The following is a 23,395-nucleotide window of genomic DNA, read 5'->3' as shown; positions in this document are numbered from 1 at the left end:
TCGCCCACCCATCCGGCGGGCCGTATGGGGCGGCCCTCGTGGCGTCAACCAGCGCGAGGCGGGAGCGGGGCCGGGCGCTAGGGTCCCGGTGAGATAGGAAGCACGTGGGTGACCTGTTCGATGGTCATCGGCGTACCGAATGTCGGTTTACGGAGCGCATAGTATTACTGCACGGTCGGTGAGCGTGAAAGGGGTTGATCCAGTGAGCGGCATCGTGGCTACGAGGTCCCGAGGCGTGGTCGGTGTGGGCTACCAGCAGCGACCCTCAGCCGAGTTCGTCGATGACCTGGGCCGGATAGGGGTGTCGTTGGTAGTAGATGTCCGATTGACGCCGCTTTCCCGCAAGTCGGGGTTCAGCAAGACCGCGCTGGCGCGAGCGCTGGCCAGCGCAGGGATCTGTTACGAGCATCGCCCTGAGCTGGGCAACCCACGGCCCAACCGGGCAGGGTTCACCGGCTCAGCTAGTGAGCTTGCGGCAGCTCGTTCGGTGTATAGGGCGCTGCTGGAGGAACCGAATTCGGCCCTGGCACTTGACGACATCGCGGCGGCGAGTGAGAAGCAGCTGGTGGCGCTGCTGTGCTACGAGGCCGATCAGCAAAGGTGCCACCGGGATGTGGTGATCGAGGCGCTGGCTGGGCGGGCGGCGGTCTAGCGCGGCGGGTAGTACACCCCGAGCACGCTGAACACGTGAGGTCGTCTGGCCTGGTTGCCCACGTAGAACGCCACGTCACGGGACGGCTTGCACATCTCGGTCAGAAACCTCGTCTGTAGCTGTGCGGTGAGTGCGTCATCCGCGCCGCCCTGGAGTTTGAGCTGTAGGGCGACGAACTCCCAGTCCAGCATCCCCTGCTTGTGCCCTCGGCATTGATCGTCGTGGCAGAGGTAGTGGTACGTGCCGCGGAAGCGGGGCGGTTGCAGCGGTGTCGGGTCCTCGTGGTTGAACAGGTCAGGCTGGTTGGCGTACGCGTCGATCTTTCGCTGCTGCTCGGGTGTCCATCCCGGATGGCGGGTGACCGATAGACCATAGACCTGCCGCGGTCGCACCAGTGCCAGCGACTGGGAGTTCGCGTCCTCGCGCGCGGCCCGGTTGAGCCTGCACATGGATTCTTCGATCAACGGGTCCAACAAGCCGCGCCGGGCCCTCCACGGGGGTAGAAACTGTTCCCTCTTGAGAGTGGGTAGATGAGGCTTCCAGCTTTCCCGACGTTGGTCCTGGCGAGCGGGGACAGCGTCAACGGTTACCACCTCATACTTCTTGAACTGGTCGCTGCTGGTCAGAGCCCGGAAGTTGATCGGGTATAGCCGCACCCAGCCCAGTCGCGCTTGATCCAGACGGAGGCCGGCAACGCACACGGTCTCCCCATAGGACTCTGAGGGGTTCGGTGCTGCCTTGACCGTGATCAGTACGCGCAACCGTACGACGCCGTCGCTGACTGGCTTCGCTATCGGTTCCGAGTCCTGGTCGAACAACGAGGGCTGCGCCACGGTGTCCTCCCGAGGGGGAAGGGAGTAATCACGACACTACAAGATGATATGAGGATGTCACACAGCGCGACGCGGCGCCAGTGCTGCGGCTAGGGCGGTCACGGGCGTACTCGCGGTGCCGGCCGCCGCGCTGTCCACCGCTTGGGCACGCACCCCTAGCCCTCCGACCGGTGTGGAACTTATGTCCCAGCTGCCCCGCTGTCGTCACGGCTTTCGAGATTCAGGTAAACGGCCGTGGCATCGTCGCTGGCCTTGTAGCGGGGCCAGCGCTCCCCGGTCGTGTCATCGCGCTCCACACTGCGGGTCCACGCGATGAGATCGGCGGGCCCGGCGGAGACGAGGCGATCAAGCAACTCCTCCCATGTCGCCAGACCGAACCCGTCGACCACCCGGCTAGCCCCGTCGGTGAGTACTGCTGCCCTCCGGCAGCCGCGTCGCGGCACGCTCCCGGTGATTGCCTCGTCCGCGGCCTCCGGTGCGGAGCCAGCGACCCAGTAGCCGCCTGGCTGGTTGCGGGAGAGCCGTTGAGTCCGCGAGAGCTCGGCGACCGCCTCGATATGTGCAGGCGAACCCACAGGGTGGCGCTGCGTCCGTGTGTGGGCATCCGCCGCGACCCTGGTCACGCGGTCATCAGTGACGACCGTTAGCTTCTCGTCGACGTCGAGCACGACCACTGTGTCGGCCAGCACCAAGTAGGTGATCTCCTCCGGCCCGAGTTGGAGGATCGCAACCGCCGCCGAGGGCGTGCCGGGGTGCCTCAGGTCGCAAGTGCCAGCGTGGGCGTCCGCGGTCTCGCGGATGGCTGCCGAGAGGCTGGCGTCCGGTGTCAGATCGTCTCCGGCCAGGTGGAGGAGGAGCCGCGAGCCGAGTTGGTTGACGTACCACGCAGTGCCGTGGCGGCATCCCGTAGACGTTCCGGGGGGTGCTGAGACACCGTCCAGAACCACTACGGCGGTCGGGCATGTGCCGACCCAGTCCTCGTTCTGGCCGCTGTCGCCGGCCTCTGTCGCCGTGGAGATGTACACGTCAGGCACCGTCCGGGCGGTAGATCGGAGTCAGCATCTCGCTGGATTCGACCTCTCGCGTCTTCGGATCGAAGGTGCAGGCGATGAGCGTTGAGAACCGCCGCTTCTTGACCTCCCGGTACAGGTCGGCGAGGTTATTGGCGAGGTAGTGAATGACGCCCGCGGCACCGGCGGCGTGGATGCCGGCGATGTAGAGGAAGCTCCCGCGGCCGTCAAGCCGGGGGAGGCGACCGAGGTACGCGTAGTCGGCCGACTGTCCGTCATCTATCGGCGACCGGTAGATTCTGCCGGCCTGCTTGTCGACCAGGTACCAGCCACTGTCGTCTTCTTCGAACGCTAGGTGCGGATCGCTGGCGAGAATCTGGGCGATCATCGAGGAGAGTCGCGGGCCACAGATGACGATCAGCCCTTCGCGGTTGACGTTGAGGGCGCCGCCCGCCGAGATCACTTCGTATCTGGTGCTCAGGCCCACCGTTTGGGCGAGGTCGCGCAGGTTCTCGTAGGCGACGAAGTCCTCCTGCGCCACGACCGGTCCGGGATTCTGCTTGTCGCCCTCGATCTTTCCGCCGAGAGCCACCGTCAGGGTGCCGAACCCAAGCAACGCCCGCTCCGGGCGAGGGCCGCTGGAGAGAATCTGGCCGATGCGGGCGCGGGTGGTGCCGAGGAGCTCAGCGATCTGGGTCTGCGTCATCCCCTGAGCAGCGAGCTCCTCGAGCGCCTCGCGTCGGATGCGCGACAGCTCCCCAACGATCTGCTGGTGGCGGACCAGCAGGTCTCCCGCCTCCTTGGCTCGAGTCGTCGGGTCTGCGAGTTCCGCCAGCTTGTCAATCTCCTGGTCCACCGCGACCACCGTCCCATCCTGATCTCGTCGCAGGCTACCCCGTCTTGCGCTAGACCCTCTGCGCTAGAGGGGGTTGACATAGCAAGCCCCCCTTGCCTAAGGTTACCCGCAATCCCCCCTTGCAGGGGACATAGCGGGAACGCTGGGCGTAGCCGTCCTGTTCCTTGACGAACTTCATAGGTGTTGGGCACGTTGCCGTGCGGCGCCTGCGGGTGCCGCGCCTGGGTTGACGCCCACCTCCCGATCAGCAGGGAGGCCGGTGTAACGCCGGAGCGGAGGCTTGGTCCCCGGGTAGGCAATGAGTGCAGCACCGCAGCGTTGTGTGCGCTGCCCGTCCGTCACCGCCGGATCCGTCGGCGACGGGTGGGGAACGTACACGATCTTGGAGGTGAATATGCGGCACAATCGGCGGCCGCCGCTGCGGACGAGCCGGATGGTTCCCAGCCGGGTGAGCCTGCGTCGTGGTGAGCCTGTGCAGGTGGCCTGTGCGGTGTGTGGTCGGTGGCGGCTGTTGGAGCGCGGGATGCTGCGTCCGCACCGCGCCGACGACGGACGCACCCGGTGTCCGGGCTCCGGGCAGCGGATCACGGTCGATGAGCAGCCGGAGCAATGGCTGGCGCGGCTGCGGTTGGCGGAGCGTAACCCATCGATGAGGTAGCAGCACGCCGCTTTCATATGGATCTAGAGGCCGGGCGACCGCCCGGCCTTTCGGCATTTCTGGAGGTGACCAAATTGTTCTACGTGGACTTCGACCTGGACCCGTTGGCGGGTCTGGAAGGCCCAAGCGATTCGGAGCTGGCCGCGCTGGTGGCCGAGGAGCACTTGATCGCGGCCGAGCTGGCCAGCCTGGACGCCGAGCTGGCGCGGATGGCTGGTGGTCTGTGATGAAGGTCCGGATTATGGGCACCCCGGCGGAGTGCCAGGCGGCGGTGACGGCGTTGGCTGCCTCGCCGCGGCTTTCGGTGGTTGAGGTGTCCAACCCGTACCCCAACCGTGGAGACTCCCGCCAGGTGCGCGTCTACGTCGAAGCGCACCCGGCCAAACGTGGCGGCCGTGATGACCACCAAGGCTGAGCTGGCGGCGGTGCTGGTCGAACTGGCCGACCCGGCGCCGGTGGTCCCGGCGCCGGACTGGTCGAAGGCGTTGTGCCCGCAGACCGACCCGGAGGCGTTCTTCCCTGACCCTGGCGGCTCTCCGCGGGACGCGAAGCGGATCTGTCAACGCTGCGAGGTTCGGCCCGAGTGCCTGGCCTGGGCGGTGGCCACCGGTCAGCGGCACGGCGTCTGGGGTGGCATGTCGGAGCGGGAACGCCGCCGGCTGCGCCGCCAGTTCGTCGGCGAGGCGGACCGGTGAGCGCCGTTGGTGCGGCTGACGGGCAAGAGTCCGCTATCCGGTGGGTGGCGTGATGGCCCTCGATGACGTGCTGGTGGTCGTCGGTGTCCTGGTCCTGGCGGTGCTGGTGGCCCGGCTGGTGTTGGGTGTGCTGCGTCGGCTGGCGCCGTTGCTGTTGCTGGGCGCTGTCGTGGTGGCCGCTGTCCTGGTGTTGATGTGAGGAGCACTTATGAAGGACACGGAGACGGAGTGCCCGCATTGCGGCGGGCCGGCGGATCTGCGCGGCGACCGGTACCGGTGCCGCCGCGGTGTCGAGTTCGAGCGATCGGGTGGCCGTGGCCGCCCCTGCTACGCGGAATGGCTGAGCCTGCGTTTGGAGCGGGAGGCGGCGGCGGAGATCGCCGATTACCTGCGAAGTCTCGGCTAGAAACCGAAAGCGACGCGCGGCCGGCGGCATCCGGCCGCGCGTCTTGACCTGATTGGAGCCACAAGATGGCTGTTGGTACAGGTCGCGGTCAGGATACCGCGACGACGTTCGACCCTGGCCCGGTGCCGGCGGTGGTGGAGCAGGAAACCTCTCCGGTGACCACCATCCCGGTGACCCCGCGTACGCACCTGGAGATCAGCCGGCGGGGTGACTGCACCCAGCTGGCGCTGGTGTCGGTACGGGCGGGCGCTCGGGTGGCCACCGATCTGCCTCCGCAGGCGGTTGACGCGCTGCTGTGGGCGCTGGTGGCGCACACCCCGCCGCCCTACCTGCTGGCCCCCTCAGCGCCGTGGGAGGTGAGCGGTGGTGAGTAAGCCGAGTCAGACAGTGGACCGCGCCTTCGCTGCCCTGCTGGGGATGGCCGGCGTCGGGTTGGCGGGGATCGTGTTGACCACGGTGTTCGCCGAGCAGCTGGAGCAGCCACGCACCGAGACCCGGGCGTGGCTGGCTGAGCATAGCTATCCGCTGGCCACCGTGGGCGGCGTCGCGCTGCTGGTGTGGGTGGCTGTACGGGTCGGCGCCGAGCTGCTGGTATGGCTGCGGGCCCGTCGGCAGGCCGCCCTGGCCGGTGGTTGGTGCGCGATCTGCCCCGGTGGGATCGCTGTGATGACTTACCCGCCCGTCGGCCGCCCGGTGCCCCTGTGCTGGGCGTGCCTGGACCTGGACCACAAGCGGGCCGAGCTGGCCGAGGGTGAGCCGGCGCCGTGGCTGCGGCTGGACCGCCCGGACTGGTGGCACCTGGCCGGGCTGGTCGCCGGGCCGCTGGCGGTGGCCGCCACGGGCGCCGTGCTGCTGCTGACCGCTGTGAGGAGTGCGACGTGATCGAGACCCTGTACGAGCTGCTGACCGGCCGGTCGTGGACCACCACCCGGTCGATGATGGCCGAGTTCGGGCCGCCGCCGGCCGCGCGGCACCCGGAGTTGGCCCGCTACTCCGACGCCGAGCTGTACGAGCGAGGCGCCGAGCTGGTGGCCGAACTGGACGCGGCCACGGCCGCCGGGCGGCGGCCCGACCTGCCCCTGCCGGTGGCCTACCGGGATCTGACCGCGCACGAGGTGGCGCGCGCCGCGTGACACCAGGTACGCCCGGCTGGGTCGGCTACGGCCGCCTGGCCGGGTGTCTTGGTCCTGCTACGACACGGCGGCCCTTTGCCGCCGGGAGGTGACGAGACATGACAGAGGAGAGCACAACGCAGGGTGCGGCGGCGGCCGGCACACTGTCGACCGAAGCGATACACCGGTTGGCGTTCACGTTCTACGCCACGGCCGCGGCGGCCGCGGTGATAGGCCAGACGTGGGTGGCGCTGAAGAAACTGCCGTGGTCGGATGACCTGCACGTGGGGTGGCGGATCGGTGCGGTGGCGCCGTTCGCGCTGACTTTGGAGCTGCTGGCTGTGGTGCTGGCGGTCATGGCTGACCACCGGATGCGGCTTGGTGAGCGGGCGGTTGTACTGCGGGTGTTCTCGGCGGCGGTGGCGGTGCTGGCGACCGGCGTAATCGTGGTCGGCCACTGGGGAGACCCGTACGTGGTCGCCGCGTTCGGCGGCCTGTCGGTAGCGGCCTACCTGCTGTCGATGGCGCACATGGCGATGCGGCGCCGCGACGCGATGCGTGCCGCCGGGCAGCTCGCCCAAATCGCCCCGGCTTACGGCTGGTGGCGGCGGCTGCGCCGCCCGCTGCTGACCGCACGGGCCGCCGAGCTGGCCCGTGAGCGTGGCCTCGGGCTGTACGAGTCGCTGCGGGCTGCGGAGTTGGAGCTACGAGCCGAGCGGCGCCGCCCGGCGATCGCGGCCGCGGTTGGGGCGGCGATTCGGGCTGAGCAGGCCGACCCCCGCATGGCCGAGATCGCCGTGTCGACCCTGGACCTTGACCGGATCGCTGCTGAGCTAGCCGGCCGGGCCGACTACGCCGGGTGGGCCGCACGGCTTGCGCCGGCTGTGACCGCCCCAGTCGACACCGCAACGGATGAGTCACCGTCGATGCCGGATGCGCCGCCGGTGGGTGAGTCACCGCTGTACGTGCCGGACGAGTGGATGAGCCACCCGACCTCTGGTGAGTCACCAGAGCCCGGCCAATCACCGCCGCACGCTATCCCGCCCGGTGACGCACCGGCGGGGAAGGCATCGGCGCGGCGCCAGCGGCGACCCCAGCCCGCCGCCAGCGGCGACCCGGAAGTCACTGACTCACTGCTCGCGCAGGCCAAGACGGTTAGCGACGACAGCGACACCCGCATGGCGTGGTTGTGGCACGCGACCAGCGGGCAGGCGTCGGGTCGCCAGCTCGCGGCGGTTGGGGGAGTCAGCGCGGCCACCGGCATACGCCGTGCGGCGCAGTGGCGCCTCACCCCGCCGCCGGACCCGCGCGGCGACACCCCGCCGGTGCCGGTCGCCTGACTCACCCACGGGTGACTCACCCCCGCCCGAGCAGAGCTGTCCGGACATGCGGGTGAACAAGGCACGGTCTGCGAACGCGGATCTGTCCGGACAGACCTTTCCCGGCCACCCGACCCCAACCCCCCTTGAGCGTGGCAGGCCCGCAGTCGCCGCGAGCCTGCCACGCCGGTTTTTCCAAGTCGAAGGAGGACAAAGTGGCGGTACGCCGTCCAAGCCGAGCGCAGACCCGCGCGCAGCGGCGCCGCGCACTGCTGATTACCCGGATGGGCCGGGCGCAGACCCCGGCGGAGCGGCTGGGCGTGGCCTACGGGTATGCCCGCGCCGCGATCCAGGAACTGCCACCCCACCAGGCCGAGATGCTCGCCAGCGAGTTGGTTGACGCGCTGGTCTCGGCCGCTGACCGGGCCACCACCCGACAGAAAGGACCCCGCTAGTGACTACTGACAGTGATACCGCATCCCGCAGTGCGGTTTCGGGTGCGGAACCCGCCGAGGAGGCCCCAACGCGCCCCCGTGCACGCGCGCGTGCGCGCGAGAATAGCGCGGTTGAAACCGCACCGCCAGCCACTACCGACAGTGACGTTCGCGGGGGTGGTTGGCAGCGTCTGGTGGGCGAGCTTCGTCCGCCGGAGCCGTGGGCCCACCGCCCCGCGTCCTTGGCGGCGATGGCCCGCTACGCCGCCCGGGGCGGCTGGACCGGCCCGGAAGGGCCGGCCCGCCGGTGCGGGGTGTGGTGGTACCGGCTGATCGCCGTGCCGGTCACGCTGGTGTGCCACTACACCGCTTGGCTGGTCGCCCGCCCGTCCCGCGCGGTGACCGCCGCCCTGGTGGCGGTGGTGGTGTGGATGGCGGTGCGCTCATGAGCCGGCGGAGGGAGCAAGGCAGGTATCTGCGCTTGCCCGTTGGGCGGGTGTCCGACCTCCGCGGCACGGACACACCCAGGCCGGGTGACCATCTCATCTTCCTCAAGACGTTGACGGTCATCCGGGTCATTGAGGTGCGGCTCCTCCACCCGGATCCGCCGCCGACCGACAGCATGTGGGCGGTCAAGGCCGAGATCGTCCAGGCGTCCAAGCGGCGCAGCGTCGGTCGTGTGGAGACCTGGCACCTGCGGCCCGAAGAGTTCGCCCGCGTGCCGGAGGAGGTGCGCTGACGGGCCGAGTGGTGGCCAACCCTTCCTGTGATGCCCGGCGGCCGGCTCCCCGGCGGCCGGGCATCCCCCATGACATTGATCGAAGGAGAAGATTGAGATGACGTTTACGGGTACGGCGGTGGCGGTGATCGCGCTGTCCGTCGCGTTGACCGTGATGTGGCGCCACCAGTGGCAGGGCTCGCGGCTGATCGTGTGCCTGATGCTGGTGGCCGGGTTCGGTATCGCCGGGGTCGGGCTGGTAGGTGAGATGCTCGGCCGGCTCGGCGGGATGATCGGCGGCGCCGCTGGAGATGGGACCGGTCGGCTGTTCGGTGTGAGCGTGCCGGTGGTGGTCATCGCGGTGATGGTGACCTGGATCGTGGTCGACATGCGCGACCGGTCGATCCACATCGCCACGCCGTGGATCGCGCTGGCGCTGCCCAGCATGCTCGCGGTCGTCGGCGGGGTCTACATCGGCATGTCCGACACCGCGCTGGGTGCGGCCGGGGAGGCCATGACCACCCTGGCCGGCTGGCTCGGCTCGCTGGGATAGGGAGCCGCCGCCGATGAGTCCTTTGGAGTTGCTGATCCTCACCGGGATCGTCTGGTGGATGATCCGCAAGGGCGTGGTCGACTGCGCAGCGGCGATCCGCGGCCACGCCCCGCCGCGGTGGAACGGCACCTCCGGCCGCGGCGGGGGCCGGAAGGGTTCCGGCCGGTACGGCGCCCGCAGCTATCTGGCCGACCTGTACTCGGATGCCTGGCAGGACGCCCGCGCTCGCCGGGAAGCCAAACGCGAGGCCCGCGCAACCGGCGGAGGTGATGGAACCTCGCGCTGGTCGCGGCTGCGTCACGCGGTCGGAAACCGGTGGGAGGCCGCGTGGGGCCGGTGGGAGGAGCGGCATAACCCTCGCGGCCGCGAAGGTGGCGACCAGGGGCAGTCCCACGCCCGACCTGCCGACAACCCGGGTACCGGACCAGGCGGAAAGCCGGGCGAGCAGCCGCCCACCCAGAGCCGGCCGGGTGGACCGGAGCAGACCCCACCAGCCGGGGAACCTACCGGCCCGGACGGCGGCACCGACCCTCACCGGCCCGGTGCCGCGGCTGGGCCGGATCCGCAGCCGGCCACCGACGGCCAGCACCGCCCACACGACAACGCCGACCAGAAACCGAACCAGACACCAGACCAGAGCGGAAAGGAACCAACACGGGTTCTTGATGCTCGCCGTGTCGGCGACCGGTGGGTCACCGACAACGACACCGACCACGGTCCGGCCGCCGGGGCCGGGCCGAACCCGCACCAGCACCAGCCGGGGCGGGACAACCAACCACCATCCACAGGAGGTACACCGATGGCAGAGGCAACCGGACTGACCACCTCAATCAACTACGCCGCCGCCATGGCAAAGGCCAACGAGACCAACGCCGTCGAGGCTGAAGCGTGGGCCGCGAGCCTGGCCTCCAACGGGGTGTCCGGGCCTGCCGTGGCAGCTGCGCACCAGGCCATGGAATCGCAGCAGCAGGCTGCCGCCAACTGGCGCGCAGCGCAGTCGGTGCTGGAGTCCCACATGGGCGTCAAGGAGCAGTACGACGCCCACCCCGACGCCGGCAGCCGGGAGTTCGTCCGGAGCGAGTGAGCGGCGCGTCGGCCGCATCGATCGGGCGCCCGAGAGGACATCTCCTCTCGGGCGCCCTGTCGTAGCTACCGACACCACAACCGACCAGGAAGGACACACCATGCGCACCGCAACCCGAGGCCCCGTGACCGTCACCCTCTCCCCAGACGGCGAGGTCACGATCAGCGTCTCGCTTCGCGACGGGCACGACTGTGTCGCCACCGACGCAGGAACCGCCCGCAACCTGCGCGACGCCCTCACGGCCGTGCTCGGCGGCGGGGATGCACACGTCAGCCAGGGGATCGATGTCGTCAAGCCAGGCAGCACAGTGATCGGCTACCGCGCCGACCGCATCTAGGAGCCGCAGATGAGCAAGAAGACCAGCAAAGACGAGCTGGGCGCGACGGTGAACGCCAGGCTGCGCCGCGATCGGACCAACACGATGCCCACCCGGCTGTCGAAGCAGGCGCGGCCGCACTACCTGCTGGCCGGGCTGGCCGCCGGAGGCGCTGCGGTTGGGCAGCTCGCCGCGGTCACCGACCCGGCCACCGTCGCCGGTGGCGTACTCGCGGCCGGGGCCGCCGGCACCGGTGTGCGGTGGTTGATGCGGCGGGGCAAGACCGGCCGGGCGGGCACGGTCCGGCAGCTGGCTACCGGGCTGGCCGCGACGTGCTGGTGCGGCTGGGTGGCCGCCGCCGCGGGGATCGACTGGACCTCAACCGCGGTGCTGGCGGCCGGCGGATACACCGCGGCGCTGGGATGGTGGCGCCGGCACCGGCTACCTGACCCGCCGGTGACCATGCCGCCGGTGATGGTCGAAGACGACCCGAACGACCCCGCGCTGCTGTGGGCAGAGCACATCGGCGGCAACTCGGGTGATGCCCTGCCGGGCAGCTCGCTGTCGGGTGCCGAGGTGATCCCGACCGGGGTGCGGTACCAGCTACACCTGGTCCCCGGCCGGCAGACCCTATCCGGGGCGCAGAACACGCTACCGAAGCTGCGTACTGGGCTGAGGTTGCGCCGCGACCAGGACCTGATCCTTGAACCGCACCCGGAGACCGACGAGTCGATCATCCAGCTGACGATCGTGCGCCAGTCGAAGGTGCTCCGGCAGGCTCAGCCGTGGCCGGGGCCGGCGTACAACCCGCACAGCGGCAACATCGTGCTCGGCCCCTACGTCGACGGGGAAGGCAGCGCCGAGTGGCTGCTGGCGGCCGACAACCGGCTCTACGGCGGGTTTGTGGTCGGCTCCACCGGATCCGGCAAATCCCGCCTCTTGGAGGCGTTGGCGTTGGGCGCGGCTGGCGGCGCCGGCACCGTGGTGTGGTTCGGCGACCCCCAAGGCGGCGCCAGTTCACCGTTTCTGGCCGGGCACGCCGACTGGGTCGCCCGCGACCCCGACGGCATCGCCGCGATGCTGGATGCCGCCCGAGCGCTCAAGCGGCTACGCCAGGTCGAGAACGCCTACCACGAATGGGAAGGCTGGACCCCGACCCAGTCCCGCCGCGGGCTGCTGCTGGTCATCGACGAATCGCACGGGCCGATGGCAGACGAGAAGATGCGCGCTGCCGCGACCGAGCTGGCCCGCGAAGGCGGCAAGGTCGGAATCGCGCTCGTACTCGCTTCCCAGGTACCCACCTTGGATGCCTTCGGCGGCTCTGAGGCGCTGCGGTCGAACGTGTGCGCCGGCAACGTGGTGCTGATGCGGATCAAGTCCAAGCAGGCCAAGAGTGTCCTGCCGGGGGTGGATGTCGACCCGTCCGGGTTCCCGAGGGTGCCCGGCTACGGGTTCCTCGTCGACGACACCGGCACCCGCCGCAGCGCGCCCTTTCGCGGGTTCTACCTCGATGACCAGACTCGTGACAACGCCGCCGCGCAGGTGGCCTGGCCCGAGCTGGACACCATGGGCACCAAAGCAGTCGGCGAGGGCTACCAGAACCGCCGCGAGCGGGAGCAGTCCGACAAGCAAGCCCTCGGCGCCGCACTGGCGGCGCTGGCCCGCGGGGAGGACGTACCCACGCTCACCGCCAAACGGCCAGTGCTGGCCGCCGCGGCGGCCGGGCCGAAGGTCCACCCGTTCCCCTCGTGGCCACCAGCGGACACCACGACCGGAGACAACACCGAGGCCACCCCAGACGGTGGCGGTGGCCGGCCCCGGACCGCGGTCGAGGCCGTGCGCGAGCTGCTCGCTCAAGGTGTAACCAGCCCCAAAGAGCTACGCGAACGCTCCCAGTACAGCGAGAAGTCCGTAGAGAACGCGCTGCGGGAGCTGGCCGACCGTGGCCAGGCCCGCCGGATCAAGAAGGGCGTCTGGCGCCCGACCGACGCCTGAACCACCACGCGGCCGGCCCTGCCTCGCCTGGACAGCACACAGGACCGGCCCGCCACTCCCACGAAGGAGCACCCCCATGATGACCGATGCCGGCGAATTCGCCGCCGCCTTCGTCGCCCTCTACGTCGCCCACCAGGTGGGCGACCACTGGATCCAAACCTGCGCCCAGGCCGAACGCAAAGGCGAACCAGGCTGGCCCGGCCGGCTCGCCTGCGCCCGGCACGTCGCCACCTACACCGCCACCGGGCTGATCGCCCTGCTGGCTGTGGCCTGGCCGACCAGCCTCCACCTGCACCCCGGAACCCTGGCCGCCGGGCTCGCGGTCTCCGCCGCTACCCACTACCTCGCAGACCGGCGCACACCACTGCGCCGGCTCGCCGACCTACTAGGCGCGTCACAGTTCTGGACGCTCGGTCAGCCGCGGCCAGGCCGCGACGACAACCCGAGCTTGGGCACCGGCGCCTACGCCCTCGACCAGTCCTGGCACATCGCCTGGCTACTGGTCGCCGCGTTGATCATCACCTGACCCGCACCCCTGGAGCACCAGTCATGCCCGGCCCGGCCGTCCCGGGTGTGGCTGGGGCGTCACGGTGGCGCCCAGAAGGAGACCAACATGTCCAAGCAGGAACCCACGTACCTGATCCGAGCAACCGCTGTCCCGGCTCGGCCCGGTGCCCTCATCGACCCGCTGGAGTTCGACGAGGAGCTGGCTGGTTCGCAGGCGTACTACTCCCGGCAGTGGGAGGAGTACGCCGAAACCGGTGGAAACGCCGACGACGACCAGTGAGCCGCTAAGCGACCAGTGAGCCGCTAAGCCAGCCTCCTCCGCCGCCTGCCCCCTTGAGATGCCCACCCTCCCCCCGCTGGGGCGGTCACCGAATAGGAGATGCCCATGAAGACATATTGCTGCGACACGTGCCGCACGTGCGGCCAGACCATCGAGAGGGTCGCCGGGCGTGACCCGTACTGGCGGCATGTCGGACCCATCCCGGACCCACCGCACCCGGCCGCCCCCCGGCGGTAACCCCCTGTTGATACCCCGCGGCGCCGGCGAGATCACACTCCGCCTCTGACCCGCTCGTTCACCGCGGCCCCGAGAGATCCCTCTCGGGGCCGCTGACTTGTCCACATCCTCAAATCATCGAAGGAGAAACGCATGGGCCGCACCTGGACCCACCCCGATGTCCTGACTCGCGGAGTCCGAGAGGGTTGGGCAGACCCCCAGACCGACCCGACCCGGATCGACTGGCCCAGCCGGCAACGTCACGCCGCAATCCCGTTCAAGGTCATCAACGGCCGCCCCCTCAACCCCACCGCGCCGACCGGCATCCGCCACGGCCGCGGCGAACTCGGCCACTGGGGCGAAGCGCAGGCAGCCGACGCGATGGTCACCGCCGACCACGACGGACACCGGTGGCTGCTGATGGTCGAACGAGCCGACCGGCACGGCTGGGCCCTGCCCGGCGGGCACGTCGACCCCGGCGAACAGGCAACAGCCGCCGCCATCCGCGAGTTGCGGGAGGAGACCGGGCTTCGGCTGCCAGCACGTACCCCGACGACCGCGCAGCGGCCACGGATCGTCCCCGACCCGCGTGCCACCGATGAGGCATGGATGGTGACCACTCTGGTCCGGATCGGCCTCGGAGCCGTCGACCGGCTTCCTGCGGTGCACGGCGGCGACGACGCCGCCCGCGCGGCATGGTGCATCGCCGACACCTACCAGAAGCTCACTCGCCACCTGGCCACGCAGCACCGCGGCCAGGTATTCGCCGCGCACCGGCAGATGCTGGCCGACGCGCTGGCCAAGTGACTACGAGGTGACTAAATGAAGACACTCAACTGGATGGCGGCCGCGAGCCGCCGCACGCTCATCCTGGCCAAGCCCGGCGCCGGCACAGTGACGATTACCCCCGGCCGTGGTGGCGGGTGGACGGTGCAGACCGCGAATCGGGTAGTCACCGTCGATGCGGTGAGGCTTGAGGAGCAGATGGAAGCCTGGGACTTCCGCGGCTACCGGGAGGTGCCCTCGTGAGCCGGCTCGGCAGGTACGAGCGGGACCGGCGGGTACGTAAGGAAGGCAAGGGGTACACCGTCACCGTCGACGGCCGCGAGTACCGGGTACTGCACACCGACGCCTTCGCCTGGGGTATCTACACCGGGCCGAACTTGGACCTGGTCGGCGACGGCCGGGGCGGCTTCGCCCACGGCTACCGCGGCGCCGAGGCTGCCATCGACGCCCTGATCGGGCACCGGTGATCGGCCGGCGCTACCTCGACCCCGGCGACCGGCAAGCAGGCCGCTACGACCCGCCCCGGCCATGCGTCGTGCTCGCCCGTTGTGGTCCCGGTGGTGGACCCCGCAACGTCCACGTCCGCTACCTCGATGACGGCACCGAGGAGGTCATCCCGTTCCCCCGCCGCCTCCGGCGGCACCCCCAGCAGCCACGCTGAAAGGGAAACCCATGGCATCCAAGCCCTACGACATCTATTGGACCGAGGTCGAGGTAGGTATGCAAATCGCGGTCGACAACCGCGGGCGCGGGTTCGCCTGGAACGTTATCGACGTCGAGCGCCGGCCCGGGAAATACGACTGGCGCATCGTCATCGGCAAAGACCGGGCCGGCCCCATCATCGACCGCGGCGGGCCCGGTATCAACGGCCCACTCGTGGTAGTCCGCGACCTCGGCCGCGGCGATCGGACCGCGATCGTCACTCTCGTACAGCACATCCGCAACGCCGTGATCGCACGCGACCGGGAAAGTGAGCAGCAGCTCCGGCGGCAGCTCGAACGCCGCATCGCCGCACTCCGGTAGCTGCCTCGCCGCGCCGGGCCACCACCACGGGTACCGCTACTAGTATCGCCGCCAGCGCTACTAGTAGCGGTGCGCGGCGGGGCCGCACAGCTTTGTCGACAGCGCCGGCCGGCCCTTGACGACAACCGCCGGCCCTACCTGACGACAGCGCCGATGCTCCGGCGTCGACAACCACACCGGCACCGGACCCGATGACGCGATCCGACAACAAGGGCTTCCCCGGCCTCGCGCTGGGGCTGCCACACTCCGGTGCCCCGAACGAGTTCGCGCAGCGCCGTTGCGCGCGCGGTGGTAGTAGCGCTGGGTTGCCCCCGCCGGGGCAGCCCCCAGCAAGGTAGAGCAGGGATAACCGTAGCCGCAGCAAGCTATGGCGGCGCTAAGCGCGGCCAGCCGACCGGGCGCGGTCGGCAACGGCGAAACCAGGAACTTGCGCCTGTTCGGCGCCAGACCGGGGGCGGCCACTCCCGCAACAGGACAACCTGCCGATACCCGGCCACTGGGCACGGCCGACGAACCGCCGGGTTGCTCGGCTCGCGCTGCCAGTGGACTCGCCCGCCCTCTGAGCCCACCGCTACTAGTAGCAGTTTCGCTAACGGCCGCTTCCTACGGTCGCCACCAGCACCGCCGAAGAGGTCCGACCACCGGCTCCGCGCCACCACCCGGGAGCTTCTCGCGCAGGCCACGCCCATCCTCGGAGGCTTCGAACACCTGAACCAGGGGCGGTTTCGATGACGGTTCCGGACACGGTTCCGGACACGCCCGCTTCCTACCGTCGCCCAACAGCACCGTCGAAAGAGGTCCGACCGTGTCCCGTACCACCTCCACCACCATCAACGACCTTCGCCGCCTCGCCGAACAGGCCACCAACCTCGCACGCGCGATCCGAGCCGCTGGCGACCGATTGCGACGTACCGATGACGAGCCCACCCGCAGGGCCGGCTTCCGGTTGGATGAAGCTGTCTCGGCCGCTGACCGGGTGACCGGCGAGCTGATCACCACCGCCGACTACCTGACCCGCATCGCCAACCGGGGCACCTGCGCCGCCGACTGGGGCCTGTGCCCCGAACACGGCAACACCCTGGCCGGCTCCGGCGGTCGCAGCTGGTGCCAGCGGATCGGATGCCGCCGCCGGTGGGATCACGACCGCGCCGGGCTGCCCTGCACCGAGCCAGCCGCCTACCAGGTACGCGACACCGCCGGAGGCGAAACGCTGCTGTGCACCGGCCACGCCAACGACGCCCGCCAACGGCTCATCGGCGCCCGGCTGACCCCGATCACGACGGGGAGGAAGCGGTGAGCGACCCGAACGCCCGCTACGAGGCCGAGCACCGCCGCTTCAACGACCTGGCCGTGGTCGGCAGCGCCGAGGGCGTCGTCACCCGCGCCCGGATGGCCGAACTGGCCGCCGCGCAGCAGAGCGCCTACCGCCGCGTCTCGGCCGCCCAGAGCCGCCTGACCCGAGCACAACGCGAAGGTGACGCCGCAAAGATCACCGCCGCACGGCAGCGGGTCACCCAAGCGCACGCCGAGTTCGACCGCATCTCTGACGCGGTGATCACCGAGATGTTCGCCCTCCAGCGGGCGCGGCTCGACCACACCGGAGCCTTGCTCGACCAGATGCGCCGCACCTGGGATGCCGGCGACGAGATCCGCGAGGCGCTGACCACCGGCAATCCCGAACCACCACCCGAACCCTCGCCGTCATCGACCAGGCCGAGGTCACCCGTACTCGCTGACCACCGGGAGGAAGTGATCGCCGTGGATCGCAGACAGCAGGTGCCTTGCGGGATGTGCGGAGGTACGGGCCGATCCCGCCTCACCGGAAACGCATGCGACAGGTGCAGAGGGAGCGGGGTCGACCCGTTCGCAACCGGCAGCGCGGGGAGGTGACGCACACCTGACCCGCGTAGGAGAAATGCGGCCCAGGCGCAACACCTGGCGGCAACCACGCCCCGCTGACGCCCTTCGACTCTCATCCCGCGAAAGGACCGATCACCGTGACCGCAACCCTCGACCGCTTCGCCACCGACGTACTGGCCCGATGCCGGTGGGCGCTCGCCCACAATAACGGCCACCCGAACCGGGCCTGGTCGACCGGCCAGCAGCTCGCCGTCGCCCTCGTGCTACGCGACCGCAAGCACCTGGCCGCGATGGACTGCACCATCACCGAGGCCGCCCAGCAGGTCGCCGCCGGAATGTGGAGCCCGCCCCGCGACATGAACCAGTGGCTCGCTGCGATCCGCACCGCCCTCGCCCACGACTGACACCCCCGGAGCAGCGGCCCTGGCGCACCGCCTGCAAGCAACCGCGCCAGGGCCGCACCCCTATCAGCCCGAGCCGAGAGGAGCGCCCCCATCATGACCCGCACCAGCACAGGACGGAACCATGCCCCCGGCGACGTACTCCTACGACTACTGACGCCCGCCGAGGTCGCCCGCGCCCTCGGCTGCTCCGAGTGGTGGATCAAGGAACAGGCCCGCAAGCGGCGCATCCCCTTCACCAAGACCGGCGGCGCCTACCGGTTCACCCCCGAGCACGTCCACGAGATCGTCCGCATATTCGAGCAGCGACCGAACGAGCACCGCGAGCCCGAGGTGACCACCGGCCGGAAGCGCCGACCGGTCGTGCAACCCGTGCGGCCGCTGGTCGAACTACGGGCACGCCCGCCCCGCCGTGCCCGCGACGCGGCATAGCCAACACAAAGGAGAGTCATACCTTGGGATACGCAGAGAACCGCGGGAGCTACTGGCGCGGCCGGTACAAGATCGGCGCGGGCCGGTACGGCACGGTGTGCAACGCACATGGTGAGACGATTCGCTTCCGCACCAAGCGGGAAGCCAAGCAGGCCGCCGACGCCGAAGAGGCCAAGATCCGCGCCGGGAGCTGGCGAGACCCAGCCGCCGGCCAGGTCACCTTCGGGGCCTACGCCTCACGGTGGTACGCCGCCCAGGACCTGGCGGCCTCGACCATGCAGAACTACCGGCGCCACTTGGAGGAACACCTGCTGCCCGAGTTCGGTGATCGTCCGTTGGTGAGCATCCTCAGCGCCGACGTGGAGGCATGGGAGAAGCGGGAGCGCAAGGTGTACGCGGCGGCGAGTGTGAAGACCTGGCGGAGCACCCTGCACCTGGTGCTCGCCGACGCCTTGGAGGAAGGGCTGATTGGCGCGAACCCGGCGACCAAGCGGCGCGGGCGGGGCAAGCGGGCCGGCCGGTCCCGCAACCGTGGTCCGGAGAAGACGGTGACCACCGCGCTCGGTGTGCTGCTGATCGCCGAGCGGGCCGCCCTGCTGTCTGGTCGGGATGACGAGTTCGTGGCGCTGCTGCTGAAGGGGTTCACGGGGATTCGCTGGGGTGAGCTGGTCGGGTTGGAGACCGAGTTCATCCGCCCGGGTGCCGTGCGGGTGGAGTGGCAGCTCTACGAGCTGGACACCGGGGAGCTGGTGCGGTGCCCGCCAAAGGACGACAGCTACCGCACCATCGACCTGCCCGGCTGGCTGGCTGACCTCGTGGCCCAGCACCTCGCACGTACCCGCCCGAAGCCCTGCGCCTGCCACGGCAAGACCTACGTCTTCCAAGGCCGGGGGAGTTCCGGCCAGCTCGGTGCCACCCTGGTCGACGTGGCACGCCGGGCCGAGGTGTCCACCGGCACCGTGTCCAACGTCCTCAACCGGCCCGCGGTGGTGGCCGAGCGTACGCGCGTCCGCGTTGAGGCCGCGATCGCGGACCTCGGGTTCGCCCGGCACCGGCTGCGGGCCGAGCCCGTACCGCACTGGCGCCGGACCGGATTCGCCACCTGGCTGTTCGGCCCGGCCGCCTCCGGCTGGTACCCGAAGAAGGCCCCACAAGAGGCTCGGCCGGTGCCGGTCCTCGCCGAGCCCTGGCCCGGGGTACCGGCGCGCGGCCGCAACGCCAGCGGCCGGGCTGATGCCTGCTGGCTACCGATCGCGGCCGGGCTCACCCCGCACGGGCTACGGCACTCGCACCGCACGCACCTGGAGGAGCTGCGAACAGAACGGGTACTCATGGACGACCGGATGGGCCACACCGATGGCTCGATCGGTGCCCGCTACGCCCACGTCACCCCGACTATGCGCCGCCGGCTGCTGGCCGGGCTGGACCGGATGTGGCGGGAAGCGCTCACCACCCGGCGGGAGATGAGCCCGCGGTCACCAGTGGCAGCGCTCGATGCGTTGCTGCGTAGTGAGTAGCCGCCGCAGCAGCGGCGGGGAGGCGACCCGTCAAGATCTTCTCCCAGAATTCTCCCGAACGGCCTCCGGACGAATTTCAGGGGCGGTTTCCTCTTTCGAGAAACCGCCCCTGACCTGGTCTTTCATTGGTCGGGGTGGCGGGATTTGAACCCACGGCCTCTTCGTCCCGAACGAAGCGCGCTGCCAAGCTGCGCCACACCCCGAGTGTGACTGGGCCATACTAACTGACGCCTGCGGGGCGCTACTACCCGATACCCCCGGCGTGGTGTCGTGGCTGGTCGCGGGCTTGGCTGAGGAGCCAGCCGCCGAGGCCGAGGAGAGCTGCCGCGGTGGCGCCGTGGATGCCGAGCGCCACCGGCAGGCTGCCGCCGTGGTTGAGCACGATCACCGTGTCGACGATCGGGATCAACGCTGCCAGCAGCAGGAAGCCGCCGAGCGTGCGGTAGAGCCCGCGTGCTAGCAGCAGTAGGCCGAACAGGCCGGAGGCGATGTCGCGAACCCCTTTGGTCGCCAGGTATGCCGAGGCCTCGCCGGACCCGGTGGCTGGTACTCCGAAGTTGGTTGCGGCCGTCTCCGGGCTGATCAGGAACCGGAGGCCGATCACGATGATGCCGGCGCCGAGGAGCCCGGCGAGGATCAGGGGTGTTCGTGGCATCACAGCTCCGTGTCTAGCGCTGACCGATTCTCTAGCAACGCTAGCAGTAGTCCAGGTGAAGGTGCTAGCGGTGCTAGCGTGAACCGGTGCCGCCAGGAGATCGGAAGGCTCGCGAACGAGCTCAGCGCCGACAGCTGATCATCGACGCCGCCCGCGCGCTCGCCGAGGCGGAGGGGTGGGAGGCGGTCACCACCCGGCGCCTCGCCGACCGGATCGAGTACAGCCAGCCCGTCCTCTACAGCCACTTCGCCAACAAGGACGCGATCGTCGCGGCGGTCGCCGTTGCGGGGTTCGCGGAGCTGGCTACCGCCCTTCGCAGCGCCCGGGCGATGTTTCCGCACGACCCCGACCAGTGGTTACCCGCCGCCGCCCAGGCGTACGTCGAGTTCGCGGAGGTCAACCGGGCCCGGTATGACGCGATGTTCGTCCTCGCCAGCGATCTTCAGTTCGCGCAGGCTGACACGCCGGCCGACCTCCGGGAGGCGTTCACCGAACTGGTCGAGGTGGTGGCGCCGCTCGCCGCAGGGCGTGATCGGGAGACCTTCGCCGAGGTGGTGTGGGCGGCGTTGCACGGCCTGGTGATGTTGACCCGGGACGGTCGGCTCCGGCCGGCGCAGCGCAGTGAGCGGCTGCGGATGCTCATTGAGCAGCTGAGCCGGCCGCCGGAACTCAGCGGGGGATGAGCGTCAACAGTGACGCCTCGGGCCGGCACGCGAACCGGACCGGGGCGGTCGGATGGGTGCCCAGGCCCGCCGAGACGTGTAGCCAGGTCGGATCGGCCCCGCCCGGCCACCGGTGCAGCCCGCGGGCCAGCTTGCGGTCCAGCCCACAGTTGGTCACCAGCGCGCCCACGCCGGGCACCCGGACCTGCCCGCCGTGGGTGTGGCCGGCGAGCAGCAGCGTGAAGCCGTCGTCGGCCATCGCGTCCAGCACCGCCGGCTCCGGGCTGTGGGTCACCCCCAGGTGGAGATCAGCGTCGGGCGAGGCGGGCCCGGCCACCGCCGGGTAGTCGTCGCGTTCCACGTGTGGGTCGTCGACGCCCACCAACTCGACCGCCCGGCCGCCGGCCTTGATCACCGTACGGGCGTTGTTGAGGTCGACCCAGCCGGCGCCGGTGAACAGGGCACGCAGCTCCTCGTACGGGAGTTGCTCACCCTGGATGTAGGGCCGGCCTTCGCGGGGCCGCAGGTAGCTGAGCGGGTTGCGCCAGACCGGGCCGGCGTAGTCGTTGGAGCCGAAGACGAACGCGCCCGGGTAATCCAGCAGCGCCCCGTACGCGTACTCGATCGCCGGCACCGCAGCCGGATGGGCGTGGTTGTCGCCGGTGACGATCACCAGGTCCGGGTCGGTGCCGGCGAGTTCAGCCACCCACTGCTGCTTGCGGCGCTGCCCTGGGGTGAGATGCAGGTCGGACAGGTGCAGGATCCGCAGCGGTTCCGCGTCGGGGGCGAGCACCGGCACGTCGAACCGGCGGAGGGTGAACAGGTTGCGCTCCACCAACGAGGCGTACGCGAAGGTGGCCGCTCCGGTCGCCACCAGTCCGCCGCCGAGCCATCCGAGCGTTCGCATCCGCATCCGTACAGCCTAGGGGTCGCGCTTCCAGCAGGTTCGCGGTGGTGCCCGGTAGGTTGGTCGACTATGGGCACGCTGAAGGAACAGCTCACCACCGATCTGCGGACCGCCATGAAGGCGCGCGAGCAGCTGACCACCGAGACCCTGCGGATGCTGCTGTCGGCGGTACGCAACGAGGAGGTGGCCGAGGCGGCGGCGCGGGAACTCTCCGACGACGAGGTCTCCACCGTCTTGACCCGGGAGGCTCGCAAACGCCGGGAGGCGGCGGATGCGTACCAGCAGGCCGGCCGGGTGGAGCTGGCCGACCGGGAACGAGCCGAGCTATCGGTGGTGGAGCGGTACCTGCCGGCGCAGTTAAGTGACGAGGAGGTCGCCGAGTTGGTGGCCGCGGCGCTGACCGACGGCGGGTTCCAGGGTGCGCAGGCGATGGGGCCGGCGATGAAGGCGGCGCGGGCGGCGGTGGCGGGGCGGGCAGACGGGGCCCGGGTCGCGGCCGAGGTACGCCGGCAGCTGGGTGGCTGAACGGCCGGGCACTCCCGGTTCGGGGATGGGTTTGGTGGCTCCGGCCACCGAACCCATCCCCACTCGAGTTCGGGCTACTCGCCGCCGGCGAGTTCCCGGGCACGCTCGGGCCACTTGGGCAGCGCGGCGGTGGCGCGCATCCCAGCAGCTTTGACCGCTGCGCGTAGCTCCGCCTCGCTGGTCTCGCCGAGCTGGCGGTAGGTACGGATGCCGGCGGACTGCAGCGCAGTGGCCATCTTCGGTCCGATGCCTTCGATCTTGCGGAAGTCGTCGGCCGGTCCGGCATCAGCCGGTTGCCCGGCGACGGGCTCTGCGGCGACGGGCTCTGTGGCGACGGGCTCTGCGGCGGCGATCGGGTCGGCCGCGGGTTCGGCGAGGGTGGGTTCGGCCGGGGTGGGTTCGGCCGGGGTCGGCTGCGCGGTGGTGGGGTCGGCCGCGAGCGGAGCGGCGGGCGTCGTGGCCGCGGGGGCGGGGGCGGGCTGGGCTGGCGTGGGCTCGTCCGGGACGACCGGTTCGGGCTTCAACCCGACCGGCACCGGCGCCGGCGGCACCTCGGTTTCGGACTCATTCTCCGGAGACGTCCTCGGCGCTGGAACCTGATCAGCCGGCGGGTCCATCGGTACGTCAGGCGAAGCGGTGGGGGCGACCGGCGGATTCGGCGCCAGCGGCGCGTCGGCGGCGCGGGCCCGGCGGCTCAACAGGAGAACTCCGCCGACGATGAGCCCGAGGAGTACCAGCACCCCCACCCCCACCAGCACACTTGAAATGGGACCCACGGCATACCTCCAGCACGAGACTCGGATCGGGAACGATCTCATCACAGATGAGCAGCTGTCAACATACGGTGGCCGGCAACGGGCGTCGTCGGCAGGGCGCTCAGACCGCCCCGACCTGCCGGCCGATCATGAGCGTGTTGACCGACACGCCCGGCATGTCGGTCAACACGCTCATGAACGCCGCGCCCGGCGACTAACCCGGCGCCG

39 protein-coding genes and 1 tRNA gene are annotated in these 23,395 nt (G+C 70.3%); 33 read left to right on the top strand and 7 right to left on the bottom strand.

Annotation, left to right across the window (positions count from 1 at the left end; translation table 11 throughout):
• Nucleotides 1-202: 202 nt before the first annotated feature.
• Nucleotides 203-652 carry a DUF488 domain-containing protein gene (locus JQS43_RS24560; RefSeq protein WP_239676729.1) on the top strand — a complete coding sequence of 150 codons (450 nt, stop codon included), beginning with the start codon at nucleotides 203-205 and terminating at the stop codon, nucleotides 650-652.
• Here the strand turns inward: JQS43_RS24560 and JQS43_RS24555 are convergent.
• The 3 genes from JQS43_RS24555 to JQS43_RS24545 all read right to left on the bottom strand — a co-directional run bounded on the left by JQS43_RS24555 (nucleotide 649) and on the right by JQS43_RS24545 (nucleotide 3,351).
• Nucleotides 649-1,485, bottom strand: a complete 837-nt coding sequence (locus tag JQS43_RS24555) for a hypothetical protein (RefSeq protein WP_239676728.1) — start codon at nucleotides 1,483-1,485, stop codon at nucleotides 649-651. The two genes, JQS43_RS24560 and JQS43_RS24555, sit on opposite strands and share 4 nt — an antisense overlap.
• Before the next feature lie 179 nt (nucleotides 1,486-1,664).
• Complete coding sequence (locus JQS43_RS24550; RefSeq protein WP_239676727.1) at nucleotides 1,665-2,519, bottom strand: protein phosphatase 2C domain-containing protein; 855 nt, start codon at nucleotides 2,517-2,519, stop codon at nucleotides 1,665-1,667.
• The gene (locus JQS43_RS24545; protein WP_239676726.1) at nucleotides 2,512-3,351 is read right to left on the bottom strand and encodes a sigma-70 family RNA polymerase sigma factor; all 840 of its coding nucleotides are present in this window, start codon (nucleotides 3,349-3,351) and stop codon (nucleotides 2,512-2,514) included. Before JQS43_RS24545 ends, JQS43_RS24550 begins: the two co-directional genes overlap by 8 nt.
• Nucleotides 3,352-3,739: 388 nt before the next feature.
• Here JQS43_RS24545 and JQS43_RS24540 point away from each other — a divergent pair, with 388 nt between their 5' ends.
• The 29 genes from JQS43_RS24540 (at nucleotide 3,740) to JQS43_RS24400 (ending at nucleotide 19,663) form a co-directional block, all read left to right on the top strand.
• Nucleotides 3,740-4,009: a hypothetical protein gene (locus JQS43_RS24540; protein WP_239676725.1), complete on the top strand. Its 270-nt coding sequence runs from the start codon at nucleotides 3,740-3,742 to the stop codon at nucleotides 4,007-4,009.
• Between the two features lie 74 nt (nucleotides 4,010-4,083).
• On the top strand, nucleotides 4,084-4,236 hold the full coding sequence (locus JQS43_RS24535) for a hypothetical protein (RefSeq protein ID WP_239676724.1): 153 nt from the start codon (nucleotides 4,084-4,086) through the stop codon (nucleotides 4,234-4,236).
• Complete coding sequence (locus JQS43_RS24530) at nucleotides 4,236-4,424, top strand: hypothetical protein (protein ID WP_239676723.1); 189 nt, start codon at nucleotides 4,236-4,238, stop codon at nucleotides 4,422-4,424. The genes JQS43_RS24535 and JQS43_RS24530 overlap by 1 nt, the downstream gene beginning before the upstream one ends.
• Nucleotides 4,408-4,704 carry a WhiB family transcriptional regulator gene (locus tag JQS43_RS24525; protein ID WP_275580972.1) on the top strand — a complete coding sequence of 99 codons (297 nt, stop codon included), beginning with the start codon at nucleotides 4,408-4,410 and terminating at the stop codon, nucleotides 4,702-4,704. Before JQS43_RS24530 ends, JQS43_RS24525 begins: the two co-directional genes overlap by 17 nt.
• 52 nt (nucleotides 4,705-4,756) lie before the next feature.
• Complete coding sequence (locus JQS43_RS24520; RefSeq protein WP_239676722.1) at nucleotides 4,757-4,903, top strand: hypothetical protein; 147 nt, start codon at nucleotides 4,757-4,759, stop codon at nucleotides 4,901-4,903.
• A 9-nt stretch (nucleotides 4,904-4,912) separates the two neighbouring features.
• Nucleotides 4,913-5,110 (top strand): hypothetical protein, encoded by a 198-nt coding sequence (locus tag JQS43_RS24515; RefSeq protein ID WP_239676721.1) that lies wholly within the window; start codon nucleotides 4,913-4,915, stop codon nucleotides 5,108-5,110.
• Nucleotides 5,111-5,175: 65 nt separating this feature from the next.
• Nucleotides 5,176-5,484 carry a hypothetical protein gene (locus JQS43_RS24510; protein ID WP_239676720.1) on the top strand — a complete coding sequence of 103 codons (309 nt, stop codon included), beginning with the start codon at nucleotides 5,176-5,178 and terminating at the stop codon, nucleotides 5,482-5,484.
• Nucleotides 5,477-5,992, top strand: a complete 516-nt coding sequence (locus tag JQS43_RS24505; protein ID WP_239676719.1) for a hypothetical protein — start codon at nucleotides 5,477-5,479, stop codon at nucleotides 5,990-5,992. Before JQS43_RS24510 ends, JQS43_RS24505 begins: the two co-directional genes overlap by 8 nt.
• A complete protein-coding gene (locus tag JQS43_RS24500) occupies nucleotides 5,989-6,243 on the top strand; it encodes a hypothetical protein (protein WP_239676718.1) in 255 nt (84 codons plus the stop codon). Before JQS43_RS24505 ends, JQS43_RS24500 begins: the two co-directional genes overlap by 4 nt.
• 98 nt (nucleotides 6,244-6,341) lie before the next feature.
• Entirely contained in the window at nucleotides 6,342-7,562 is a 1,221-nt protein-coding gene (locus tag JQS43_RS24495) for a hypothetical protein (RefSeq protein ID WP_239676717.1), read from the top strand.
• 194 nt (nucleotides 7,563-7,756) lie between these two features.
• Nucleotides 7,757-7,996 (top strand): hypothetical protein, encoded by a 240-nt coding sequence (locus tag JQS43_RS24490; RefSeq protein ID WP_239676716.1) that lies wholly within the window; start codon nucleotides 7,757-7,759, stop codon nucleotides 7,994-7,996.
• A 173-nt stretch (nucleotides 7,997-8,169) separates the two neighbouring features.
• On the top strand, nucleotides 8,170-8,424 hold the full coding sequence (locus JQS43_RS24485) for a hypothetical protein (protein WP_239676715.1): 255 nt from the start codon (nucleotides 8,170-8,172) through the stop codon (nucleotides 8,422-8,424).
• A 47-nt stretch (nucleotides 8,425-8,471) separates the two neighbouring features.
• Nucleotides 8,472-8,714, top strand: coding sequence for a hypothetical protein (locus tag JQS43_RS24480; protein WP_239676714.1), 243 nt, complete (start codon nucleotides 8,472-8,474; stop codon nucleotides 8,712-8,714).
• Nucleotides 8,715-8,811: 97 nt separating this feature from the next.
• Nucleotides 8,812-9,246, top strand: coding sequence for a hypothetical protein (locus JQS43_RS24475; RefSeq protein WP_239676713.1), 435 nt, complete (start codon nucleotides 8,812-8,814; stop codon nucleotides 9,244-9,246).
• A gap of 13 nt (nucleotides 9,247-9,259) precedes the next feature.
• Entirely contained in the window at nucleotides 9,260-10,330 is a 1,071-nt protein-coding gene (locus JQS43_RS24470; RefSeq protein ID WP_239676712.1) for a hypothetical protein, read from the top strand.
• Nucleotides 10,331-10,430: 100 nt separating this feature from the next.
• On the top strand, nucleotides 10,431-10,667 hold the full coding sequence (locus tag JQS43_RS24465; RefSeq protein ID WP_239676711.1) for a hypothetical protein: 237 nt from the start codon (nucleotides 10,431-10,433) through the stop codon (nucleotides 10,665-10,667).
• 9 nt (nucleotides 10,668-10,676) lie between these two features.
• Nucleotides 10,677-12,641 carry a hypothetical protein gene (locus JQS43_RS24460; RefSeq protein ID WP_239676710.1) on the top strand — a complete coding sequence of 655 codons (1,965 nt, stop codon included), beginning with the start codon at nucleotides 10,677-10,679 and terminating at the stop codon, nucleotides 12,639-12,641.
• Between the two features lie 76 nt (nucleotides 12,642-12,717).
• Nucleotides 12,718-13,167, top strand: coding sequence for a DUF3307 domain-containing protein (locus tag JQS43_RS24455; protein WP_420847623.1), 450 nt, complete (start codon nucleotides 12,718-12,720; stop codon nucleotides 13,165-13,167).
• 87 nt (nucleotides 13,168-13,254) lie between these two features.
• A complete protein-coding gene (locus JQS43_RS24450; RefSeq protein ID WP_239676709.1) occupies nucleotides 13,255-13,428 on the top strand; it encodes a hypothetical protein in 174 nt (57 codons plus the stop codon).
• Between the two features lie 369 nt (nucleotides 13,429-13,797).
• The gene (locus JQS43_RS24445; protein WP_239676708.1) at nucleotides 13,798-14,451 is read left to right on the top strand and encodes an NUDIX domain-containing protein; all 654 of its coding nucleotides are present in this window, start codon (nucleotides 13,798-13,800) and stop codon (nucleotides 14,449-14,451) included.
• A 15-nt stretch (nucleotides 14,452-14,466) separates the two neighbouring features.
• Nucleotides 14,467-14,673: a hypothetical protein gene (locus tag JQS43_RS24440; RefSeq protein WP_239676707.1), complete on the top strand. Its 207-nt coding sequence runs from the start codon at nucleotides 14,467-14,469 to the stop codon at nucleotides 14,671-14,673.
• Nucleotides 14,670-14,897: a hypothetical protein gene (locus tag JQS43_RS24435; RefSeq protein ID WP_239676706.1), complete on the top strand. Its 228-nt coding sequence runs from the start codon at nucleotides 14,670-14,672 to the stop codon at nucleotides 14,895-14,897. Before JQS43_RS24440 ends, JQS43_RS24435 begins: the two co-directional genes overlap by 4 nt.
• Nucleotides 14,894-15,091 carry a hypothetical protein gene (locus tag JQS43_RS24430; protein ID WP_239676705.1) on the top strand — a complete coding sequence of 66 codons (198 nt, stop codon included), beginning with the start codon at nucleotides 14,894-14,896 and terminating at the stop codon, nucleotides 15,089-15,091. Before JQS43_RS24435 ends, JQS43_RS24430 begins: the two co-directional genes overlap by 4 nt.
• An 11-nt stretch (nucleotides 15,092-15,102) precedes the next feature.
• Nucleotides 15,103-15,453, top strand: coding sequence for a hypothetical protein (locus tag JQS43_RS24425; RefSeq protein WP_239676704.1), 351 nt, complete (start codon nucleotides 15,103-15,105; stop codon nucleotides 15,451-15,453).
• Between the two features lie 805 nt (nucleotides 15,454-16,258).
• Nucleotides 16,259-16,750: a hypothetical protein gene (locus JQS43_RS24420; RefSeq protein WP_239676703.1), complete on the top strand. Its 492-nt coding sequence runs from the start codon at nucleotides 16,259-16,261 to the stop codon at nucleotides 16,748-16,750.
• Nucleotides 16,747-17,343 carry an HlyD family secretion protein gene (locus JQS43_RS24415; protein WP_239676702.1) on the top strand — a complete coding sequence of 199 codons (597 nt, stop codon included), beginning with the start codon at nucleotides 16,747-16,749 and terminating at the stop codon, nucleotides 17,341-17,343. The genes JQS43_RS24420 and JQS43_RS24415 overlap by 4 nt, the downstream gene beginning before the upstream one ends.
• A 107-nt stretch (nucleotides 17,344-17,450) precedes the next feature.
• The gene (locus JQS43_RS24410; protein WP_239676701.1) at nucleotides 17,451-17,717 is read left to right on the top strand and encodes a hypothetical protein; all 267 of its coding nucleotides are present in this window, start codon (nucleotides 17,451-17,453) and stop codon (nucleotides 17,715-17,717) included.
• Between the two features lie 93 nt (nucleotides 17,718-17,810).
• Nucleotides 17,811-18,146 (top strand): helix-turn-helix domain-containing protein, encoded by a 336-nt coding sequence (locus JQS43_RS24405; RefSeq protein ID WP_239676700.1) that lies wholly within the window; start codon nucleotides 17,811-17,813, stop codon nucleotides 18,144-18,146.
• A gap of 23 nt (nucleotides 18,147-18,169) precedes the next feature.
• Nucleotides 18,170-19,663 carry a tyrosine-type recombinase/integrase gene (locus JQS43_RS24400; protein WP_239676699.1) on the top strand — a complete coding sequence of 498 codons (1,494 nt, stop codon included), beginning with the start codon at nucleotides 18,170-18,172 and terminating at the stop codon, nucleotides 19,661-19,663.
• A gap of 126 nt (nucleotides 19,664-19,789) precedes the next feature.
• Here the strand turns inward: JQS43_RS24400 and JQS43_RS24395 are convergent.
• Together JQS43_RS24395 and JQS43_RS24390 are read right to left on the bottom strand one after the other, a co-directional pair.
• Nucleotides 19,790-19,866: transfer RNA gene (locus tag JQS43_RS24395), tRNA-Pro, on the bottom strand.
• Between the two features lie 41 nt (nucleotides 19,867-19,907).
• A complete protein-coding gene (locus tag JQS43_RS24390; RefSeq protein ID WP_239676698.1) occupies nucleotides 19,908-20,318 on the bottom strand; it encodes a DUF4267 domain-containing protein in 411 nt (136 codons plus the stop codon).
• Between the two features lie 86 nt (nucleotides 20,319-20,404).
• Here JQS43_RS24390 and JQS43_RS24385 point away from each other — a divergent pair, with 86 nt between their 5' ends.
• Nucleotides 20,405-21,001 carry a TetR/AcrR family transcriptional regulator gene (locus tag JQS43_RS24385; protein ID WP_239676697.1) on the top strand — a complete coding sequence of 199 codons (597 nt, stop codon included), beginning with the start codon at nucleotides 20,405-20,407 and terminating at the stop codon, nucleotides 20,999-21,001.
• Here the strand turns inward: JQS43_RS24385 and JQS43_RS24380 are convergent.
• Nucleotides 20,988-21,893 carry a metallophosphoesterase gene (locus tag JQS43_RS24380; RefSeq protein ID WP_239676696.1) on the bottom strand — a complete coding sequence of 302 codons (906 nt, stop codon included), beginning with the start codon at nucleotides 21,891-21,893 and terminating at the stop codon, nucleotides 20,988-20,990. The genes JQS43_RS24385 and JQS43_RS24380 overlap by 14 nt on opposite strands.
• A gap of 63 nt (nucleotides 21,894-21,956) precedes the next feature.
• On the opposite strand from JQS43_RS24380, the gene JQS43_RS24375 reads away from it, so the two are divergent.
• Nucleotides 21,957-22,412 (top strand): GatB/YqeY domain-containing protein, encoded by a 456-nt coding sequence (locus JQS43_RS24375; protein ID WP_239676695.1) that lies wholly within the window; start codon nucleotides 21,957-21,959, stop codon nucleotides 22,410-22,412.
• Nucleotides 22,413-22,486: 74 nt separating this feature from the next.
• Here the strand turns inward: JQS43_RS24375 and JQS43_RS24370 are convergent, their stop codons facing one another.
• Complete coding sequence (locus tag JQS43_RS24370; protein WP_239676694.1) at nucleotides 22,487-23,188, bottom strand: helix-hairpin-helix domain-containing protein; 702 nt, start codon at nucleotides 23,186-23,188, stop codon at nucleotides 22,487-22,489.
• Nucleotides 23,189-23,235: 47 nt separating this feature from the next.
• Between JQS43_RS24370 and JQS43_RS24365 the strand changes: the two genes are divergently transcribed.
• Nucleotides 23,236-23,385: a hypothetical protein gene (locus JQS43_RS24365; RefSeq protein ID WP_239676693.1), complete on the top strand. Its 150-nt coding sequence runs from the start codon at nucleotides 23,236-23,238 to the stop codon at nucleotides 23,383-23,385.
• Nucleotides 23,386-23,395 lie beyond the last annotated feature (10 nt).

The organism is Natronosporangium hydrolyticum, from assembly GCF_016925615.1.
GTDB classification, from domain to species: Bacteria; Actinomycetota; Actinomycetes; order Mycobacteriales; family Micromonosporaceae; genus Natronosporangium; species Natronosporangium hydrolyticum.
This window is presented reverse-complemented; position numbering and strand designations above follow the sequence as displayed.

Coding starts and splice junctions, on each gene's coding strand:
- JQS43_RS24425 (WP_239676704.1), top strand. CDS start 15,103: ATGGCATCCAAGCCCTACGACATCTATTGGACCGAGGTCGAGGTAGGT.
- JQS43_RS24380 (WP_239676696.1), bottom strand. CDS start 21,893: ATGCGGATGCGAACGCTCGGATGGCTCGGCGGCGGACTGGTGGCGACC.
- JQS43_RS24450 (WP_239676709.1), top strand. CDS start 13,255: ATGTCCAAGCAGGAACCCACGTACCTGATCCGAGCAACCGCTGTCCCG.
- JQS43_RS24405 (WP_239676700.1), top strand. CDS start 17,811: ATGACCCGCACCAGCACAGGACGGAACCATGCCCCCGGCGACGTACTC.
- JQS43_RS24455 (WP_420847623.1), top strand. CDS start 12,718: ATGATGACCGATGCCGGCGAATTCGCCGCCGCCTTCGTCGCCCTCTAC.
- JQS43_RS24440 (WP_239676707.1), top strand. CDS start 14,467: ATGAAGACACTCAACTGGATGGCGGCCGCGAGCCGCCGCACGCTCATC.
- JQS43_RS24465 (WP_239676711.1), top strand. CDS start 10,431: ATGCGCACCGCAACCCGAGGCCCCGTGACCGTCACCCTCTCCCCAGAC.
- JQS43_RS24445 (WP_239676708.1), top strand. CDS start 13,798: ATGGGCCGCACCTGGACCCACCCCGATGTCCTGACTCGCGGAGTCCGA.
- JQS43_RS24470 (WP_239676712.1), top strand. CDS start 9,260: ATGAGTCCTTTGGAGTTGCTGATCCTCACCGGGATCGTCTGGTGGATG.
- JQS43_RS24530 (WP_239676723.1), top strand. CDS start 4,236: ATGAAGGTCCGGATTATGGGCACCCCGGCGGAGTGCCAGGCGGCGGTG.
- JQS43_RS24525 (WP_275580972.1), top strand. CDS start 4,408: ATGACCACCAAGGCTGAGCTGGCGGCGGTGCTGGTCGAACTGGCCGAC.
- JQS43_RS24475 (WP_239676713.1), top strand. CDS start 8,812: ATGACGTTTACGGGTACGGCGGTGGCGGTGATCGCGCTGTCCGTCGCG.
- JQS43_RS24390 (WP_239676698.1), bottom strand. CDS start 20,318: ATGCCACGAACACCCCTGATCCTCGCCGGGCTCCTCGGCGCCGGCATC.
- JQS43_RS24520 (WP_239676722.1), top strand. CDS start 4,757: ATGGCCCTCGATGACGTGCTGGTGGTCGTCGGTGTCCTGGTCCTGGCG.
- JQS43_RS24375 (WP_239676695.1), top strand. CDS start 21,957: ATGGGCACGCTGAAGGAACAGCTCACCACCGATCTGCGGACCGCCATG.
- JQS43_RS24365 (WP_239676693.1), top strand. CDS start 23,236: ATGAGCAGCTGTCAACATACGGTGGCCGGCAACGGGCGTCGTCGGCAG.
- JQS43_RS24510 (WP_239676720.1), top strand. CDS start 5,176: ATGGCTGTTGGTACAGGTCGCGGTCAGGATACCGCGACGACGTTCGAC.
- JQS43_RS24515 (WP_239676721.1), top strand. CDS start 4,913: ATGAAGGACACGGAGACGGAGTGCCCGCATTGCGGCGGGCCGGCGGAT.
- JQS43_RS24495 (WP_239676717.1), top strand. CDS start 6,342: ATGACAGAGGAGAGCACAACGCAGGGTGCGGCGGCGGCCGGCACACTG.
- JQS43_RS24460 (WP_239676710.1), top strand. CDS start 10,677: ATGAGCAAGAAGACCAGCAAAGACGAGCTGGGCGCGACGGTGAACGCC.